The organism is Arthrobacter senegalensis, assembly GCF_059091765.1.
Map to the genome: position 1 here is coordinate 1,037,270 of NZ_JBNHGZ010000001.1, position 17,641 is coordinate 1,054,910.

16 protein-coding genes are annotated in these 17,641 nt (G+C 68.7%); 4 read left to right on the plus strand and 12 right to left on the minus strand.

What is annotated here, in order from left to right; all coding sequences use genetic code 11:
• Positions 1–22 precede the first annotated feature (22 nt).
• Genes AC5RVG_RS04885 through AC5RVG_RS04910 form a run of 6 tightly spaced genes read right to left on the minus strand, consistent with a single transcriptional unit; the run spans position 23 to position 5,918 of the window.
• A complete protein-coding gene (locus AC5RVG_RS04885; RefSeq protein ID WP_494000731.1) occupies positions 23–361 on the minus strand; it encodes a YnfA family protein in 339 nt (112 codons plus the stop codon).
• 40 nt (positions 362–401) lie between these two features.
• The gene (locus AC5RVG_RS04890) at positions 402–1,757 is read right to left on the minus strand and encodes a transaminase (RefSeq protein ID WP_494000732.1); all 1,356 of its coding nucleotides are present in this window, start codon (positions 1,755–1,757) and stop codon (positions 402–404) included.
• A gap of 30 nt (positions 1,758–1,787) precedes the next feature.
• On the minus strand, positions 1,788–2,585 hold the full coding sequence (locus tag AC5RVG_RS04895) for an ABC transporter permease (protein ID WP_494000733.1): 798 nt from the start codon (positions 2,583–2,585) through the stop codon (positions 1,788–1,790).
• 11 nt (positions 2,586–2,596) lie between these two features.
• On the minus strand, positions 2,597–3,532 hold the full coding sequence (locus tag AC5RVG_RS04900; protein WP_494000734.1) for an ABC transporter permease: 936 nt from the start codon (positions 3,530–3,532) through the stop codon (positions 2,597–2,599).
• Positions 3,532–4,695, minus strand: a complete 1,164-nt coding sequence (locus AC5RVG_RS04905) for an ABC transporter ATP-binding protein (RefSeq protein WP_494000735.1) — start codon at positions 4,693–4,695, stop codon at positions 3,532–3,534. Before AC5RVG_RS04905 ends, AC5RVG_RS04900 begins: the two co-directional genes overlap by 1 nt.
• Positions 4,695–5,918 (minus strand): ABC transporter substrate-binding protein, encoded by a 1,224-nt coding sequence (locus AC5RVG_RS04910; protein ID WP_494000736.1) that lies wholly within the window; start codon positions 5,916–5,918, stop codon positions 4,695–4,697. Before AC5RVG_RS04910 ends, AC5RVG_RS04905 begins: the two co-directional genes overlap by 1 nt.
• Positions 5,919–6,289: 371 nt before the next feature.
• Here AC5RVG_RS04910 and AC5RVG_RS04915 point away from each other — a divergent pair, with 371 nt between their 5' ends.
• Both AC5RVG_RS04915 and AC5RVG_RS04920 read left to right on the plus strand, forming a co-directional pair.
• Positions 6,290–6,784 (plus strand): Lrp/AsnC family transcriptional regulator, encoded by a 495-nt coding sequence (locus tag AC5RVG_RS04915; RefSeq protein ID WP_494000737.1) that lies wholly within the window; start codon positions 6,290–6,292, stop codon positions 6,782–6,784.
• Between the two features lie 74 nt (positions 6,785–6,858).
• Positions 6,859–8,247, plus strand: a complete 1,389-nt coding sequence (locus tag AC5RVG_RS04920) for an aspartate aminotransferase family protein (protein WP_494001304.1) — start codon at positions 6,859–6,861, stop codon at positions 8,245–8,247.
• 75 nt (positions 8,248–8,322) lie between these two features.
• On the opposite strand, the gene AC5RVG_RS04925 is transcribed toward AC5RVG_RS04920, so the two are convergent.
• The 5 genes from AC5RVG_RS04925 to AC5RVG_RS04945 form a co-directional block, all read right to left on the minus strand.
• The gene (locus AC5RVG_RS04925) at positions 8,323–8,874 is read right to left on the minus strand and encodes a hypothetical protein (RefSeq protein ID WP_494012911.1); all 552 of its coding nucleotides are present in this window, start codon (positions 8,872–8,874) and stop codon (positions 8,323–8,325) included.
• Between the two features lie 141 nt (positions 8,875–9,015).
• Positions 9,016–10,065, minus strand: a complete 1,050-nt coding sequence (locus AC5RVG_RS04930) for a siderophore-interacting protein (protein WP_494012912.1) — start codon at positions 10,063–10,065, stop codon at positions 9,016–9,018.
• A gap of 103 nt (positions 10,066–10,168) precedes the next feature.
• Complete coding sequence (locus tag AC5RVG_RS04935; RefSeq protein ID WP_494012913.1) at positions 10,169–11,035, minus strand: ABC transporter ATP-binding protein; 867 nt, start codon at positions 11,033–11,035, stop codon at positions 10,169–10,171.
• Positions 11,036–12,133, minus strand: a complete 1,098-nt coding sequence (locus AC5RVG_RS04940; RefSeq protein WP_494013011.1) for a FecCD family ABC transporter permease — start codon at positions 12,131–12,133, stop codon at positions 11,036–11,038.
• A gap of 161 nt (positions 12,134–12,294) precedes the next feature.
• Positions 12,295–13,413, minus strand: coding sequence for a FecCD family ABC transporter permease (locus AC5RVG_RS04945; protein WP_494012914.1), 1,119 nt, complete (start codon positions 13,411–13,413; stop codon positions 12,295–12,297).
• 209 nt (positions 13,414–13,622) lie between these two features.
• Here AC5RVG_RS04945 and AC5RVG_RS04950 point away from each other — a divergent pair, with 209 nt between their 5' ends.
• Positions 13,623–14,366: an alpha/beta fold hydrolase gene (locus AC5RVG_RS04950; protein ID WP_494012915.1), complete on the plus strand. Its 744-nt coding sequence runs from the start codon at positions 13,623–13,625 to the stop codon at positions 14,364–14,366.
• Between the two features lie 37 nt (positions 14,367–14,403).
• Here AC5RVG_RS04950 and AC5RVG_RS04955 read toward each other — a convergent pair whose 3' ends face one another.
• Complete coding sequence (locus AC5RVG_RS04955) at positions 14,404–15,441, minus strand: LLM class flavin-dependent oxidoreductase (protein ID WP_494012916.1); 1,038 nt, start codon at positions 15,439–15,441, stop codon at positions 14,404–14,406.
• A 163-nt stretch (positions 15,442–15,604) separates the two neighbouring features.
• On the opposite strand from AC5RVG_RS04955, the gene AC5RVG_RS04960 reads away from it, so the two are divergent.
• Positions 15,605–17,638, plus strand: a complete 2,034-nt coding sequence (locus tag AC5RVG_RS04960; protein WP_494012917.1) for an acyl-CoA dehydrogenase family protein — start codon at positions 15,605–15,607, stop codon at positions 17,636–17,638.
• Positions 17,639–17,641: the final 3 nt, after the last annotated feature.

The following is a 17,641-nucleotide window of genomic DNA, read 5'->3' on the forward strand; positions in this document are numbered from 1 at the left end:
CCGGCAGCGGCCCGGCGCGGCGCTACGCGACGCTGCGCGGTGCGTACATGATGACGGCGACCCCGGCGAGCGCGAGGCCGGCGCCGATGAAATCCCAGCGGTCCGGCTGGAAACCGTCCAGCAGCATGCCCCAGGCCAGTGATCCGGCGATGAACACTCCGCCGTACGCGGCCAGCACCCGGCCGAAGTTCGCATCCGGCTGCTGGGCGGCGATGAAACCGTACAGGCCCAGGGCCATCACTCCCAAGCCGGCGAACCACCAGTCCCGGCCTTCGCGCACCGCCTGCCAGACCAGCCAGGCGCCGCCGATCTCCGCGACGGCGGCGAGGACAAACAGGATGGCGGATTTGGCGATCGTCATCCATCCAGTATCCCAAGCCGACGGCTCGGCGCCCGCCGCCTCAGCCGCCGGTCAGTTCCCGGACGGCTTCTTCGAAGACCTCGTGGTGCCGTTCGACGTCGGCGCTGGTGGTTTGCGGGCACATCAGGGCCATGTTGTGGAACGGGGTGAGCAGGATGCCGCGGTTGGCCAGGTATAGGTGCAGGAAGTCCTCCAACCCGCCGTCGTGGCTGGCCGCCGACTCCGTGCCGTTGCGGGGCGCCGGGTTGGCGAAGCGGTATTCGGCCCGCGCACCCAACCGGGACACCGACCACGGCAGCGAATACGTATCGATCACCCGCTGCACGCCGGTGGCGAACTCCGTGGCACGCGCGGTCATCGCGGCGAAGGCCTGGTCCGTCAGCACGTGTTCGAGCGTGGCCCGCATGGCCGCGACGGACAGCGGGTTTCCGGCCAGGGTGCCGCCCACGCCGCCCATGTCCACCAGGTCCAAATCGGCCCGGCCCAGTGCCCGTTCGGCCAGTTCCGCGCTGAGCCCGTAGGCGCCGCAGGGGATGCCGCCGCCGATGGATTTGCCGATCACCACCACGTCCGGCTCGAGCCCCCACGCCGCGGTCGCCCCGCCGGGGCCGGCGGAGAAGGTGTGCGTCTCGTCGATAATCAGCAGCGTGCCGTGCCGGCGGGTCAGTTCCCGCACGCCGTCCAGGTAGCCCGGCTCCGGCAGCACGATGCCGATGTTGGTCAGTGCCGGTTCCATCAGCACAGCTGCCACGTCTCCGTAGGCCAGCTGGCGCTCCAGGGCGGCAAGATCGTTGAACTCGGCGACCCTGCTGGTCTCCGTAACGTCCACCGGTGCCCCGACATTGCCCGGGCGGTTCATGCCCTCGCCGTCGGGTCCGGCCACGATCAGCGATTCGTCCACCGACCCGTGGTAGCAGTACGGGTTGAACAGGATCTTGCTCCGGCCGGTCAGGGCCCGGACCAGCCGGATGGCCCACCGGTTGGCATCGGTGGCGGTGAGCGAGAAGCTCCAGCGCTCCACGCCGAACCGGCGGGCCAGCTCCGCCCCCACCCACTCGGCGTCCGCGGTGGGCAGCATGGTGGCCAGTCCCCCGTCGTCGGCGGCACGCCGGATCATCGCCTCGACGGTGGGCTGCGGGGAGTGGCCGGCCATCGCGCCGGTGTCGCCCAGCGCGAAGTCCACGTATTCGAGTCCGTCCACGTCCCACACCCGGCAGCCGCGGGCCCGGGCGAGGTAGAGGGGGAAGCTGCCCGCCCTCTTGTTCATCCATGTCATCGGGACTTTCCCGAAGAGGTGGGACGCGCCGTCGTACAGTGCCTTGGACTGGGGATGCTTGGCCTCGAAGTCCTGTAGTTCGCGCGCGAACAGCACCGCCAGCCGGTTCCGGTCGATCATGAAGGGCTCCTAGTCAGCGAGTCGGGCGGGTCAGCGTGCCGCCAGCATCTTGGCGCGGCGGTGTGCGAGGATCTGCCCGCCGATCACGATCAGCAGCGCGATGATGAACATCGCCGAGCCGATCACGTTCGCCTGGGCGGGGATGCCGCGGGTGGCGGCCACGTAGATGAACTTCGGGAAGGTATCCACGTTGCCGGAGTTGAAGTTGGTGATGATGAAGTCGTCAAAGCTGATCGCGAAGCTCAGCAGGGCCGCCGCCACGATCCCCGGCAGCAGCAGCGGGAAGGTGACCCGCCAGAACGCCTGCATCGGGGAGGCATAGAGGTCGGCCGCCGCCTCCTCCAGCTTCGGGTCGAGGCTGGCGACCCGGGCCTTCACGGTGACCACGACGAAGGAAATGCAGAAGACGGTGTGGGCGATGATGATGGTGCCCTTGCCCAGCTCCGCGCCCACGTTCAGAAACTGCGCCAGCAACGAGGCGCCGAGGACTACTTCCGGGGTGGCCAGCGGAAGGAATATCAGCATGTTGGCGGTGGAATTGAACCGGAACCGGTAGCGGACCAGCCCGATGGCGATGGCCGTGCCCAGGAGGACGGCGATCACCGTGGCAACCGCGCCTATTTGGAGGCTGTTGCCCAGCGCCTGGCAGACTGCCGGGGCGCCGCACGGGTTGGTCCAGTTGTCCCACGTGAAGGCGCGCCAGGTGAGGTTGGTGCGCCCGGCGTCGTTGAAGGAGAACACGAAGACGTAGGCGATGGGGACCAGCAGGAAGACGAACGCCAGGCCGCCGAACACAGGGACCAGCCAGCGGCCGAAGGAGTTTTTCACGTCAGAGCCCCCTACAGCAGTTCTTTGGTGCCGAAACGGCGCACGTAGATGAAGACCAGGGCGAGGATGGCCAGCATCAGCACAAAGGACAGTGCCGAAGCGCCCGGATAGTCGACGATGCGGAAGAACCGGGAGTCGACGACCTGGCCGATCATGGTCGTGTTCTGGTTGTTGCCCAGCAGGGAGGCGTTGATGTAGTCCCCGGCAGCCGGAATGAAGGTCAGCAGCGTTCCGGCCATCACCCCGGGCATCGACAGCGGCAGCGTGACGGTCCTGAAGGTGGTGAAACCGTTCGCGTAGAGGTCGTTGCCGGCCTCGATCAGCCGGGTGTCCAGCCGCTCGAGGTTCGCGTAGATGGGCAGGGTCATGAAGGGCAGGAAGTTATAGGTCAGGCCGCAGACCACGGCGAAGGCGGTGGCCGTGAGCCGCCCGTCCTCCGGAAGCAAGGCGAACGCCCTGAGCACGGAGACCACCGGGCCCTCGTCGGCGAGGATCTGTTTCCAGGCCTGCGTGCGCAGGATGAAGCTGGTGAAGAACGGCGCGATGATCAGCACCAGCAGGATGCCCCGCAGCAGGCCGCGCCCGCGCAGCCTGACCGCGATCAGGTAGGCCATGGGATAGCCGATCAGCAGCGCCGCGGCGGTGGCGACCAGCGCGAACCCGAAGGAACGCAGCAACTCCGGCCAGTAGCTGCCCAGCACCCGCACGTAGTTGTTGAACTCCAGCGCCGGCACGAACTGGCCGATGTCGGCCCCCGGCGGCTTCGTGTAGAGCGAGGTCGCGAGCAGCGAGAACACCGGGAGCACAAAGAACAGCAGCAGGAAGAAGAAGCCGGGCAGGATCAGCCAATAGCCCATCCGCCCCCGGCGGCGTTCCTCCTTAAGCTCGCCGCTGCCGCGTCCCTGATCCGGCGCCGATGACGTGTCTGCGGTGGCCAGCGCACTCATCAGACACCGTCCTCGGGCGCCCCGTACTGCGGTTCCTCGTCGCCGTCGAGGCCGAAGGCGTGTTCCGTGTCCCAGCTGAGCACGACGGCGTCGCCCGGCTGGGCCAGCTGCTGGCCGTGGTTTTGGCTGAAGACGCCCACCGTGCCGATCCCGGCAACCTCTACCAGGTACTCGGTACTGACCCCGGTGAACGAGGTGTCGAGCACGGTGCCGCGCAGGACGTTGGCGGCTTCGGCCGGCGCATCGTCCGGCCACATCATCTTCAGCTTCTCCGGACGGATCCCGATCAGCGCCTTGCCCCGGTGCACGGTCGCGCGCTCCTTCAGCACGGCCAGCCGGTTGCCGTTGGCATTGACGACGACGGCGTCGCCCCGGTCCTCGATGATCTCCCCGGCGACCAGGTTGGATTTGCCCAGGAAGTTGGCCACGAACACGGTGCGCGGCAGTTCATACAGCTCGCGGGGAGCACCCATCTGCTCCACCTTGCCGGCGTTCATGACGGCCACGGTGTCCGCCATGGTCATGGCTTCTTCCTGGTCGTGGGTGACGTGGACAAAGGTCAGTCCGACCTCGGTCTGGATCTTCTTCAGTTCCACCTGCATTTGCCGGCGCAGCTTCATGTCCAGCGCGCCCAGCGGTTCGTCCAGCAACAGCACCGCCGGCTGGTTGACGATGGCCCGCGCCAGCGCCACGCGCTGCTGCTGACCGCCGGAGAGCTGGGCCGGCCGCCGTGCGCCCAGGTGCGACAGCTCCACCAGCGCCAGTGCCTTCTTCGCCTGCTCCTGGGCGTCGCGGACCTTGCGCCGGCGCAGCCCGAACGCCACGTTGTCCAGCACGCTCATGTGCGGAAACAGGGCGTAGTTCTGGAACACGGTGTTGACCGGCCGCTGGTGCGGGCTGGCCTTGCTGATGTCCTTGCCGCCGATGCTGATGCTGCCGGACGTGGGCTGTTCCAGCCCGGCTACCATCCGCAGGGTGGTGGTCTTGCCGCAGCCGGAGGGGCCGAGCAGGGCAAAGAACTGGCCCGCCGGAATGGTCAGGTCCAGGTCATCGACGGCCACGAAATCGCCGAACCGCTTGGTCACGGACGACAGCACCAGATCCGCGCCGCTGTCTTCGCCGACGGCGTGGGCGTGCTCTGTCCTCAGTGGTGCCTGGGTCATCAGTTGCCGATCGCCTGCTGGAAACGGTTGCCGAAGTCGGTTTCCTCGTCGGCCTCCAGGCTGCGGAAGACCTTGACCTTGGCCAGGTCTTCGTCCGTCGGGAAGATCAGCGGGTTGTCGACCAGTTCCGGGTCGATCTTCTCCATGGCTTCCTTGGCTCCCTGCACCGGGCAGATGTAGTTCACGTAGGCCGCTACGGTCGCCGCGTTTTCCGGATCGTAGTAGAAGTCCATCAGCGTTTCCGCGTTCTTCTTGTGCGGCGAGCCGATGGGCACCAGCAGGTTGTCCGACCACAGGGTTCCGCCGGCCTCGGGGAGCGCGAATTGCCACTTGTCGCCCTCCTCGAAGTTCAGCTGCGTGATGTCGCCGGACCAGCAGATCACCGCCAGCGCGTCGCCGGAGATCAGGTCTTCCTTGTAGGAGTTGCCCTTGACCTGACGGATCTGGCCGTCGGCGATCTGCTTTTGCAGGACCTCCAGGGCGGCGTCGTATTCGCTCGTGCCCCAGTCACCGGAAATGTCCACGCCGTTGTCCAGCATGAGCAGGCCCATGGTGTCGCGCATCTCGTCGAGCACTTCCACGCGTCCCTTGAGCTCGGGCTTCCACAAATCGGATACCGTCCGCAGCCCGCCCGGGACCGCTTCCTTGTTCCAGGCAATGCCCGCGTATCCGGACTGCCAGGTCAGGGAGTTCTTCCGGTCCGGGTCGAAGTCCACGTTCTTCAGGGTCTCCAACAGGTTGGCCGCGTTCGGGATGTTCGCGTGGTCCAGTTCCTGGGTGTAGCCGAGCCGGATCAGTCGTGCCGCCATCCAGTCGGTGAGCGTGATGATGTCCTGTCCAATGTCCTGCCCGGCGGCGAGCTGGCCCTGGACCTTTCCGAAGTACGTGTCGTTTCCGTCGATGTCCTCGGAATAGTTGGCCTGGATCCCGGTTTTCTTGGTGAAGGCCTCCAGCGACGGGTAGGTCTGGCTGGAGTCGTCGTAGTCCAGGTACAGGGTCCAGTTGGCCCAGTTGACTTCCTTTTCCTGGTCCGACAGGTCTTCCGCCGGGGACAGCGCACCGGCCGAGCCGGTGTTCGACGAGCCGCCCGTGCCGCCCGTGCCACACGCAGCGAGCAGGCCGGCCAAAGTCAGTCCGCCGGCGCCCATCAGGACGTTCCGGCGGGACATTTGCGCAGCGATCAGGCGTCGCAGGCGTGGGTCTTCAGGTAGTCGTTTCGGCATCTGGTGCTCCTGTTGACGGATCGGGCCTCGCTGGTGCGTCGATACTTGCAGACCGCAGAGACCCCGACAATAGTTTCAGTTGTAAATTTTTGGTTACACGACGAAATCCGAAGCATGCCCCGCTGCCTGCACGTGGATTGTCCCCTCCCGGAGGGCGCATCCGCGAAGTATGCACCCGGCGGACGGAAGGGCCGCACGCGAAAGCTGAAGTGAGCTGCTTCACAAACAGATAGTAGCCTCTAGTTCTGCGTATATCGATAGCCTCCGCGGCGAATCTTTTCGGATTCAGCACTTGCGCTCTCATCACACAACGGATTCAATAGTCAGCAATCCCTGCCGGTGGCGGGTATTCGCTTAGGAGGTGGATACGCTTGACCTTGCTGCCCAGTGCCGGCCACGGCCTCATCGGCAACGGCCACAGCCCTGCGGTTGACGAGGTCTCCAAGGCCATCATCGAGCAACTGCAGGAAGACGGCCGGCGCTCCTACGCCGCCATCGGCAAGGCGGTCGGGCTCTCCGAAGCAGCCGTCAGGCAGCGGGTGCAGAAGCTGATCGACTCCGGCGTCGTGCAGATCGTCGCGGTCACCGACCCGCTGCAGCTGGGGTTTGCCCGGCAGGCCATGCTGGGCATCAAGACAGCTGCCGACCTGCTGGAAGTGTCGGACAAGATCGCCGAACTGGACCAGGTGCACTACTGCCTGGTCACCGCGGGCTCGTTCGACATTCTGGCCGAAATCATTTGCGAAAACGACCAGGATTTGTTGCGGCTGGTCAACCGGATCCGCGGCATTCCCGGTGTCCTGAGCACCGAAACATTCATGTATCTCTCTCTGCGCAAGCAGGAATACAACTGGGGAACCCGATGACACAGACATCAGCATCGCCAAGCACCAGCCTCCCGGGCCAAGGCACGCCCGCCGGCACCACGACCGACGCCCCGATGCGCCGGACCTACACCACTCCGATGGGAACGGACCGCCAGCAGGCGGCCCGCGACCACCTGTGGATGCACATGGCCCGACACTCACCACTGGTTGCCGGCGGCAACGTACCGGTGATAACCCGCGGCGAGGGCCACCTCATCTACGACGACCAGGGCCGCGAATACATCGACGGCCTGGCCGGGCTCTTCGTGGTCCAGGTGGGCCACGGCCGCGAGGAACTCGCGCAGGCGGCCGCCCGCCAGGCCAAGGAACTGGCCTTCATGCCGCTGTGGTCCTATGCCCACCCGGCGGCCATCGAACTGGCCGAACGCCTGGCGCACCACGCCCCGGGCGACCTGAACCGGGTCTTCTTCACCACCGGCGGTGGCGAAGCCGTGGAATCCGCGTGGAAGCTGGCCAAGCAGTACTTCAAGCTGAAGGGCAAGCCCAACAAGACCAAGGTGATCTCCCGCGCCGTCGCCTATCACGGCACCCCGCAGGGAGCGCTTTCGATCACCGGCATCCCGGACATGAAGGCACCCTTCGAACCGCTGGTGCCCGGCGCCTTCCGTGTCCCCAACACAAACCAGTACCGCGCGCCGGCGGGCCTGGAAGATCCGAAGGCCTTCGGCCGCTGGGCCGCGGACCGGATCGGCGAAGCCATCGAGTTCGAAGGCCCGGACACCGTGGCCGCGGTGTTCCTGGAACCGGTGCAGAATTCCGGCGGCTGTTTCCCGCCGCCGCCCGGGTACTTCGAGCGGGTGAGGGAAATCTGCGACGAGTACGACGTTCTGCTGGTTTCCGACGAGGTCATCTGCGCGTTCGGCCGGATCGGTTCCATGTTCGCCTCCACCGACTTCGACTACGTGCCGGACATGATCACCTGCGCCAAGGGCATGACCAGCGGCTACTCGCCGATCGGCGCGATGATCGCCTCGGACCGCCTGTTCGAACCGTTCAAGCATGGCGACACGACGTTCTACCACGGCTACACCTTCGGCGGGCACCCGGTCTCGGCCGCCGTTGCCATGGCCAACCTGGACATCTTCGAACGCGAGGGCCTGAACAACCACGTCAAGGAGAACGCCCCGGCCTTCCGCAAGACGCTGGAAAAGCTGCTGGACCTGCCGATCGTCGGCGATGTCCGCGGCGAGGGCTATTTCTACGGGATCGAACTTGTCAAGGACAAGGCCACCAAGGAGACGTTCAACGACGAAGAGTCGGAGCACCTGCTGCGCGGCTACCTGTCCAACGCGCTGTTCGACGCCGGCTTGTACTGCCGGGCGGACGACCGTGGAGACCCCGTAGTCCAGCTCGCTCCGCCGCTGACCATCGGACAGCGCGAATTCGACCAGATCGAGCAGATCCTGCGCTCCGTCCTCACGGAGGGCATGAACCACCTCTGACCGGCAGCAGGAATCCCGGGGAGGGGGCCTTCCCGGAAACGGCAGGGCGGTGGGTGGCGGGGCCACCCACCGCCCTCATTCGGCTTCGCCGCGGACCTGCCGCAGCCACTGACGCCGCGCGGCCAGGCAAGGCTCGATGTCGGCCACGCTTTCAAGCGCCACCGTCTGCGCCTCGAGCCCGGCCGCCTCGATGATGATGCCGTAACGCCCACGCTCGGCACCGGCCCACCATTTGCCGCCGTCCTGCCAGAGCGCGAATTCCACCCGTTCACCGTCGACGGCGATGCCCACCATGCGCGGTTCCTGGCGGTCCAACTCGTCCAGCTGCCGCAGGTAGGCGTCCTTGTCCTCCACCACGGCGCGGGCGCCCAGCCGCATGGTTCGAATCCTCTGGTTTACCTCGTGGGCCGTGGTCAGGACCTGCGCATACGGCGAACCAAGCCCCGGGTCGCCATGCAGCAGCCCGTGCGGGCCGCCGTCGAAAATCCATTCGCCGACCATGACGCCGCCGTCCCACCCGCGCAGGCCGAAACACGGCAACTCCGGAAAAGTCTCCCGAATGCGCTGCTCCCCTTCGGCCACGATGGCCCAAAATTCGTCCTGGTCCCGCTGTCCCTCAACGCCCATGGAGCAAGTATGGCAGCGGCCTGCCCGGTTTCGCCCGGGAATTTTAGCCGCGGGCGCCGTGGCCCCAGCGGGCGCGTGCACCACGCCCGTGTCCCCGGCCGGCGATGCCGCCGCCAGGAGGGACAGGCGGGTGCCGGCGCCCTACAGTTCGGCTTTGCCGGCCCGCCAGTAGCCCATGAACGCCACCTGTTTGCGGTCCACTCCCACGTCCCGGACCAGGTAACGGCGCAGCCCGCGGATGACCGCCGCCTCCCCCGCAATCCAGGCGTAGAACGGCCGGGTGGAACCGGCGGTGGTTTCCCACAGGATCACCTGGTCAATGTCCACTTCTTCGGGGTCCTCCCCCGTCGCCGGCGTCAGGCCGGCTCCGGGCACAACGACGGCGGCGCGCACCGCTTCGTCCAGCAGTTCGCCGTGCGGGCGGGCGCCCCGCGCCAGCCAGGAGATCTGCACGTCCGCCGCAGACCGGATGTCCTGGAAGTCCGCTGGGTCGGGGACCTCGAGCACGGCGTGGCCCGTCATGTGCTTCGGGAGGCTCTCCAGGATGGACGCGATGGCGGGAACGGCGGTTTCGTCGCCGGCGAGCAGCACGTGCGAAGCCAGCCCGGGCCGCCACTCAATGCCGCCGTAGCTCTTCGCCGTCGCGCAGTTGGCCGCCGCGGCGTTCGGGCCGATGATGGTGACCTCGTCGCCGGGGACGGCGGCGGCCGCCCAGCACGACGCCGGACCGCCGTTTCCGTCGGCGTCGAAATGCAGCACGAAGTCCACGTCCAGTTCGGGCCCCCGCCCGCCTTCCGCCGGCCGGAAGGCGCGGACGGTGTAGGTGCGCATGGAGCCGCGTCGGGCCGGGTCCATGGCCAGCCACTGCTGGTACCAGCCGCCGCCCAGTTCCACGGCGGTGTCCGTGTCGGCCGCCATGGTTTCCTGGTTGCCCGGCGTCACGGGAGGGGCCGGGCGCGCGGGCCCGCCGAATGCCGGCAGCGGCAGCGGACGCCCGTCGGCGCCGGTGGACGGGATCATCACCTTGATCCGCAGATCCAGCGTCGGCCCGTCCACGCCGAAACGGCGGAGCGACTCCCCGCAAAAGGTGACCCGCCGGTAGCTCGGCGAGATGTCCTCGACCCGGGCGACGGCTACGCCGAAGGCCAGCACCGGCACTACGGCGGATGTTTCAGTTGCTACGGCGGTCATCGTGCTCCGTTCTCCATGTCCGTTCCTTCGGCTGCGCGCCGGGTTTTCCTTCCGGCGCCGCCGGGCCCCTGTGCGGGCGGTTGTCGGCGCCGGCCGGCCTCGCTCACGCCGCGGGTTCTTCGTGCTTGAGGTCCGTCGTGGACAGGACCGGGTCGGCGTCGTCTTCGGCCGGGGCGGGCGCCGCGCAGTGGTGGCGGCCGACCGGAACCACCATCGGCGTTCCGGACACCGGGTCCGGGATCACCCGCGATTCCAGTCCGAACACCGTCTGCACCAGCTCCTCGGTGACCACCTGCGCGGGGGCGCCCTCGGCCACCACCCGGCCATCCTTCATCGCCACGAGCTGGTCGGCGTAGCGGGCGGCCAGGTTCAGGTCGTGCAGCACGATGGCCACGGAGGTGCCGCGGCGCCGGTTCAGGTCGGTGATCAGATCCAGCACCTCCACCTGGTGGGCCACGTCCAGGAACGTGGTCGGCTCATCCAGCAGCAGCACGTCGGTCTCCTGGGCCAGCGCCATCGCGATCCACACCCGCTGGCGCTGGCCGCCGGAGAGTTCGTCCACGTTCCGGTCGCCAAGTTCCAGGGTGTCGGTGGCCGCCAAGGCCGCGCTGACGGCGTCGTCGTCCTCCCGGGTCCACTGCCGGAACCAGCCCTGGTGCGGATACCGGCCGCGGCCCACCAGCTCCGCGACGGTGATTCCGTCGGGGGCCGCCGGGCTTTGCGGCAGCAGGCCCAGCACCTTCGCCACGTCGCGGGTGGACTGCCGGTGGATGTCCTTGCCGTCCAGCAGCACGGACCCGGCACCCGGCTTGAGCAGCCGCGCCAGCCCGCGCAGCAGCGTCGACTTGCCGCAGGCGTTCGCCCCGACGATGATCGTCACCTTGCCTTCCGGCAGCCGGACGGTGAGGTCCTGCACCACGGTGCGCTGGTCGTATGCCAGCGTCAGGTTGCGGGATTCGAGCGTGCGCACTTAGCCTCCTTGGCCTCGGCGGTTGGTGGTGACCAGCAGCCAGAGCAGGAACGGCGCGCCCAGCGCTCCGGTCACCACCCCGACCGGCAGCGAGGCGCCGTCGGTCAGATACATCGGGATGAGGTTGGCCGCGGCGAAGTCGGCGGCCAGCACGATCAGGGCGCCCACCAGCGCGGCCGCCGGCAGCGATGCCGCACCGCCCAGCAACCGGCGGGCAATCGGCCCGGACAGGAACGCGATGAACGCGACCGGACCTGCCGCCGCAGTGGCCACGGCGGCCAGCAGCACCCCCACCGTCATCAGGCTCAGCCGGGCCGGGGCCACCCGGACACCCAGCGCGGCAGCGGCGTCGTCGCCCATTTCCAGGCCGTGCAGGCTGCGCGCCAACAGTGCCACGGCCACGAACAGCACGGCCAGCCCGGCCACCAGGACCGTGGCCCGGTCCCAATTGCTGGAGTTCAGCGACCCGTTGAGCCAGACCAGCGCGCCCTGGGCTGTGCGGATATCCGTGCGGGTCAGCAGGTAGCTGACCAGCGCCTGCATCACCGCGGCGAAGCCGATGCCCACCAGGATCAGCCGCGAGCCGGCCGCCCCGGACACCGTGCTGGAGCGGTACGCAATCGCGTAGATTCCCCCCGCCACCACCAGCGCCCCGGCCATGGCGGCGGCGGAGACCGCGGCGCCGGCCGCGCCGAACACGACGATCGCGGTCACGGCGGAGGCGCTGGCCCCGTAGCTGATGCCGATGATGTCCGGGCTGGCCAGCGGGTTCCGCAGCATGGTCTGGAAAATGCTGCCGGCCAGGCCGAACGCGAGCCCGACCAGCACGCCAATCACGGCCCGCGGCAGTTTGTGCTCCATCACGATGAAGCTGGCCCCGGGGATTTGTTCGCCCGCCAGCAGCCGGAAGAAGTCCGGAATGGTCACGGTGTAGCTGCCCAGCAGGACGTTGACAAAAAACAGGACGACGACGATGCCAGCCAGGGCGGCGATGAGCGCCGCGCGCCGCCGGCTGCGTCGTCCGGCCCTGACGGAAGCCACGGCTCGCTGGCCGCCGCCTCCGCGGGTGCGGGGTAAATCTTCGAGTGCACCGTCCATATACCCTGCCCTCGACGATAAACCCTGCACTGGCCGGTCCGAAGCCTGGGGCATGGCGGCCTCGGGCATGGCGGCCTGGGGCATGGCTGCCTGGGGCGTGGCGGCCTCGGCAGCCTGCTGCGCCAATTCCGGGCGCTTTCCGCGCGGGGTGTCCACCTTGCTCACAGCCCGGCCGCCTTCCGCCGCCGGACCAGCCAGATGAACACGGGCGCGCCGATCACTGCGGTGGTGATGCCGGCTTCGATCTCGCCGGGCGGCGCAAGGAAGCGGCCGGCCACGTCGGCGCCGACCAGCAGCACGGGGGCCAGCACCATGGAGTAGGGCAGGATCCAGCGGTAGTCGGGTCCGGTCAGGGCGCGGACCATGTGCGGGATGATCAGGCCCACGAAGGCGATCGGGCCGGCGATGGCGGTCGCCGCGCCGCACAGGATCACGACGCCGAGCGCCGTGATGGCACGGGACAGGCCCACCTTTTGGCCCAGGCCCCGGGCCACGTCGTCGCCCAGCGACAAGTTGTTCAGGATCCTCCCGGTGAACAGCGTGACCACCAGTCCGACGGCGATGAACGGGGCCACCTGGCCGATCAGGTCCCAGCCGCGGCCGGCCACCGATCCCACCTGCCAGTAGCGGAACCCCTCCAGCGTGTCCTGGTTGGTCACCAGCACCGAGTACATCAGCGAGCTCAGCCCCGCGGACAGGGCGGCGCCGGCCAGCGCCAGCTTGATCGGGGTGGCGCCTTCCCGTCCCATGCTGGCCACCCCGTAGACCAGCACGGCAGCGAGCGCGGCGCCGGCGAACGCGAACCAGACGTAGCCGGAAAGTTGCGTCACGCCGAACAGGAAGATGCCCGCCACGACCGCGAGCGCGGCCCCGGCGTTCACGCCCAGGATGCCGGGATCGCCCAGCGGGTTGCGCGCCACGCCCTGCATGGCGGCGCCGGCGACGCCCAAGGCCGCTCCCACCAGCAGCCCGGTGACGGTCCGCGGGATGCGCGAGTGGACCACGGCGTGGTCTCCGTTGGCGGGGTCGAAGGCAGCGAAGGCCTGGATGAACGTCTCCACGCCGATGGGGCGCGCCCCGAGGGCCAGCGAGGCACAGCAGATCAGCGCCAGCACCACCAGGGCGGCCGGGATACCCACCAGCACCCTGCGCGGCAGCCGTGCCGCACCGGAAGCAGTGGAGGACGGCCTGCCGGTCCCGTTGGCGCCGCCCGAAGCGCGGCCAAGCCGAGGCCCGGGCCCCGGATGGGAAGGCGCCGTCGCCGCCGGATCAGCTGGCATGCGCATACCCCCTCGGGCCGGAAAAAGCGACTCAAGTAAGGCTAACCTATGTTCTCCGCGATTAAGAACCGCTTTCCTGCCCTAATTGCTGCCGGACCCGCACGCAGGCCGCGCGCCCGGACAGCGCGCGGCACCCGCCCGCATCACCCGCCCGCACACCCGTCGCCCGGCCGTCCCGTTCAGGGCGGGCTGCCGGGCATAATCGAGCCATGACGCATCCGATTGTCCTGCTGCACGGCTGGGCCTGCTCCGCCGGCTATTGGAAACCGCTGGCCGCCCGGCTCTCCGCCGGCGGCCGCGACGTCGCGGCCCCGGATCTTCCCGGCTACGGCAGCGGTCCGCCCGCCGGCTTCGACTGGACCGTGGAGAACGTCGCCGCGGCCCTGGTCGACCGCTTCGGCGGCGGGCCGGTGCACTGGGTCGGGCACTCCCTCGGCGGCAACATCGCCGCCACCATCGCGGCACGCTTTCCGCGGACGACGGCGTCGCTCACCGTGGTGGGGATGGTGCCGGTGCCGCCGTCGGCGGCAACCGTCGACAAGCTCAGCCGCCTGTTCGGCGGGGAATCTTCCGATCCGGCAGCGTACCTGGCCGCCGGCGAGGAGCTGATTCGCGCGTGGTTTAGCGGCGGCAACGAGCCGCAGGGCGCGGACCGCGTAACATTCCGGGCCCCCTTCAGGCGGCACCCCGACGTCGTGCGCCGCAGCCTGCCCGCGGGGCTGGCCGGGGCCGCACCCGAGGTCGCGGCACTGGTGGCCGCTCCCGCCCTCGTGGTGACCGGCACCCGCGATCCCACCCGGCCGCCTGCCGCGGTCGCGGACTTCCTGGCCCGGCACCCGCACTGGCACCACGTGGCCGTGCAGGACGCCGGGCACATGGTGCACTGGGAGCAGCCCGGCGCCTGCGCCGACGCGGTCCTGCGGCACGCGGAGTCCGCCGAGCGCGGCGCCTGACCCCGGCCGCGCGGGGCCCGGCCCTTCATCGAGGGCGCTAGGGCTGCTTGGCCGGATGCGTCTCCCGCTGGATGACCGGCATGATCTCGGTGGCCAGGAGTTCGATGGACCGGGCGGTGTCCGCGAACGGCAGCCCGCCAAGGCCCACCTGGGCCATGTAGCGGTCATGACCGAACAGTTGGTACTGCTCCATGATCTTGTCGATCACTTCCTGCGGGCTCCCGGCGAGCAGGCCGCCGCCCGGGCCGGCCCACGCTTCGAAGGTCTCGCGCGGGAAGTGTCCGGCCGGCCGCGGCATGTTCTGCTCGAAGTATGCGCGGTAGTACGGGTAGAACGTGTCGCGCGCCTGCTGCGAGGTCGGAGCCACGAAGAAGTGGCCGCCCGTTCCCACCGGCAGCGTGGCCGGGTCGTGCCCGTGCGCCGCGGCGGACTCACGGTAGTACTCAATGTGCCGGACGAAGTGCTGCGGACCGGAGAGCAGTGCCAGGTACAGCGGCAGCCCCAGGCGTCCGGCCCGCTCGAAGGAAGAAGGCGTGCCGCCCACGCCGACCCAGACCGGAAGCCTCTCTTGCAGCGGCCGCGGCGACACGTCCATGCCCCGGATGCTGTGATGGTAGGTGCCGTTCCAGGTCAGGTTCTCCTGTCCGCGGGCGGCCAGCAGCAACTGAAGCTTCTCTTCGAACAGTCCGTCATAGTCGGCCGTGTCGTACCCGAACAGCGGGTAGGACTCGGTGAAGGCGCCGCGGCCGGCAATGACCTCGGCGCGTCCGCCGGAGAGCAGATCCAGCGTGGCGAACTGCTCGAAGAGGCGCACCGGGTCCTGGGTGGACAGCACGGTCACCGCCGTGGCCAGACGCAGGTTGGTGGTCTCGCGGGCGATGGCAGCCAGGACGATTTCCGGCGCCGAAATGGCGAAGTCCTTGCGGTGGTGCTCGCCCAGCCCGAGGAACGAGATGCCCGCCTGGTCGGCAATCTTGGCCAGCTGGACCAGTTCCTCCAGGCGCTGGCGGGGCGACAGCGACTCCCCGCCCGGGCCGCGCGTTAATTCGCCGAAGGTAAAAATGCCGAAGTCCATGGTGCTCCCGGGGTTGCGTGCAATAACTAATTAGTTGAAGCTTCAGCTATTCGCAGTTATTCCCGTTCTCAAAATCCTCCCTCGGCAAAAGCGCTACCGGGCAGTAACATGAGGGGACAGCACAGGGCCTGGCGCCCGCAGGCCCGCGTCGAAGGGGACTGCCATGAGCGCCGAGACCGACCAGACAACTGCCGCCCGCACAGCCGCTGCCGGAACGAAGGCCGGGAACGCCGGCACGGCGCCCGACGCAGGACCATTGCCGGCCGAAGCAGGGACAGCCGGACCGGCCGAGACCGGCGAGCGCGAGGCGAGGGAACTCGCCGAGGCAGCCCGCGAAACCGAATGGAACCGGCCGAGTTTCGCCAAGGGCCTGTACATGGGCCGCTTCGACCTGGACCTGATCCATCCACATCCGCTGCCGGCTCCGTCCGAGCGCGAGGCCGGCGAAGCGTTTTTGGCGACGCTGGCGGAGTTCGCCCGGACCATGGACGGGGCGCGGATCGAGCGTGAGGCGAGAATCCCCGACGAGTACCTGGCCGGTCTGGCCGGGATCGGAGCGTTCGGCATCAAGATCCCGGTCGAATACGGCGGCCTCGGACTGTCGTTGCTGTACTACGGCCGCGCCCTGATGCTGCTGGGTTCCGTGCACCCCTCGCTCGGCGCGCTGCTCTCGGCCCACCAGTCCATTGGCGTGCCCGAGCCGGTGAAAGTCTTCGGCACCGAGGAGCAAAAGCGCGAATACCTGCCCCGCTGCGCGGCCGGCGCCGTGACGGCGTTCCTGCTGACCGAGCCCGACGTCGGCTCCGACCCTGCCCGCCTGGGCACCACCGCGACCCTCACCGAGGACGGCAACGCGTACCTGCTCAACGGCAGCAAGCTGTGGACCACGAACGGCGTGATCGCGGAACTGGTAGTGGTGATGGCCAAGGTGCCGGAGCATGACGGCCAGCGCGGCGGCATCTCCGCTTTCGTGGTGGAAGCGGATTCCCCCGGGATCACGGTGGAAAACCGCAACGCCTTCATGGGCCTGAGGGGCATCGAAAACGGCGTGACCCGGTTCGACAACGTCCGCGTCCCCGCAGCCAACCGCCTGGGCCGTGAAGGCCAGGGCCTGAAGATCGCCCTGACCACGCTGAATACCGGGCGCCTGTCCATTCCCGCGCTCTGCGCCGCGAACGGCAAGTGGTCCCTGAAGATCGCCCGCGAATGGTCCAATGCGCGGGTCCAGTGGGGCAAACCCGTGGGCAAGCACGAAGCGGTCGGCAAGAAGATCGCCTTCATCGCCGCGGGCTCCTTCGCTCTCGACGCGGTTTTTGAGCTGTCTGCCGGGCTCGCGGATGCCGGCATGAAGGACATCCGGATTGAAGCGGCGCTGGCCAAGCTGTGGTCCAGCGAATCCGCCTTCAGGATTGCCGACGAACTGGTCCAGATCCGCGGTGGCCGGGGTTACGAGACCGCCGCGTCTCTGGCTGCCCGCGGCGAGCGCGCCGTTCCGGCGGAACAAGCGTTCCGCGACATGCGGATCAACCGGATCTTCGAAGGCTCTACCGAAATCATGCACCTGCTGATTGCCCGCGAGGCCGTCGACGCCCACCTGGCCGCGGCCGGCGACCTGGCCTCGCCCGACGCAGACGCCCGGGCCAAGGCGAAGGCGGCCCTGAGCGCCAGCGGCTTCTACGCCAGCTGGCTTCCCCGGCTGCTCGCCGGCCGCGGCATGAACCCGCGGTCGTACAGCGAGTTCGGCCTGCTGGCCCGGCACCTGCGGTTCATCGAACGGTCCTCCCGCCGGCTGGCCCGGCAGACGTTCCTCGGGATGGGCCGGTGGCAGGCCGGGTTGGAAAAGCGGCAGGCCTTTTTGGGCAGGATCGTGGATATCGGCGCCGAACTCTTTGCCATGGCCGCCTGCTGCAGCCACGCCGAAATGCTGCGCAGCCGGGACGCCGCCCAGGGCAGGTCGGCCTACCAGCTGGCCGACGCCTTCTGCCTGCAGGCCCGGCAACGGATCGGCCACCTCTTCGATGACCTCTGGCGCAATTCCGACGCCAGCGACGGCCGGCTGGCCTCGCACGTGCTCGCGGGCGACTACACCTGGCTGGAAACCGGCGTGCTGGACCCGTCCGAGGGCACCGGACCGTGGATTTCCGGGCGCCCGGGCGGCGCCTCCGCCAAGGAAAACCTGCACCGCTCCTACCGCTGATTC

Bases quoted from the DNA above. Each gene is read 5' to 3' on its own strand.
- AC5RVG_RS04940 (WP_494013011.1), bottom strand. From the start codon at position 12,133: ATGGACGGTGCACTCGAAGATTTACCCCGCACCCGCGGAGGCGGCGGC.
- AC5RVG_RS04900 (WP_494000734.1), bottom strand. From the start codon at position 3,532: ATGAGTGCGCTGGCCACCGCAGACACGTCATCGGCGCCGGATCAGGGA.
- AC5RVG_RS04910 (WP_494000736.1), bottom strand. From the start codon at position 5,918: ATGCCGAAACGACTACCTGAAGACCCACGCCTGCGACGCCTGATCGCT.
- AC5RVG_RS04925 (WP_494012911.1), bottom strand. From the start codon at position 8,874: ATGGGCGTTGAGGGACAGCGGGACCAGGACGAATTTTGGGCCATCGTG.
- AC5RVG_RS04950 (WP_494012915.1), top strand. From the start codon at position 13,623: ATGACGCATCCGATTGTCCTGCTGCACGGCTGGGCCTGCTCCGCCGGC.
- AC5RVG_RS04945 (WP_494012914.1), bottom strand. From the start codon at position 13,413: ATGCCAGCTGATCCGGCGGCGACGGCGCCTTCCCATCCGGGGCCCGGG.
- AC5RVG_RS04905 (WP_494000735.1), bottom strand. From the start codon at position 4,695: ATGACCCAGGCACCACTGAGGACAGAGCACGCCCACGCCGTCGGCGAA.
- AC5RVG_RS04885 (WP_494000731.1), bottom strand. From the start codon at position 361: ATGACGATCGCCAAATCCGCCATCCTGTTTGTCCTCGCCGCCGTCGCG.
- AC5RVG_RS04920 (WP_494001304.1), top strand. From the start codon at position 6,859: ATGCGCCGGACCTACACCACTCCGATGGGAACGGACCGCCAGCAGGCG.
- AC5RVG_RS04960 (WP_494012917.1), top strand. From the start codon at position 15,605: ATGAGCGCCGAGACCGACCAGACAACTGCCGCCCGCACAGCCGCTGCC.
- AC5RVG_RS04930 (WP_494012912.1), bottom strand. From the start codon at position 10,065: ATGACCGCCGTAGCAACTGAAACATCCGCCGTAGTGCCGGTGCTGGCC.
- AC5RVG_RS04890 (WP_494000732.1), bottom strand. From the start codon at position 1,757: ATGATCGACCGGAACCGGCTGGCGGTGCTGTTCGCGCGCGAACTACAG.
- AC5RVG_RS04955 (WP_494012916.1), bottom strand. From the start codon at position 15,441: ATGGACTTCGGCATTTTTACCTTCGGCGAATTAACGCGCGGCCCGGGC.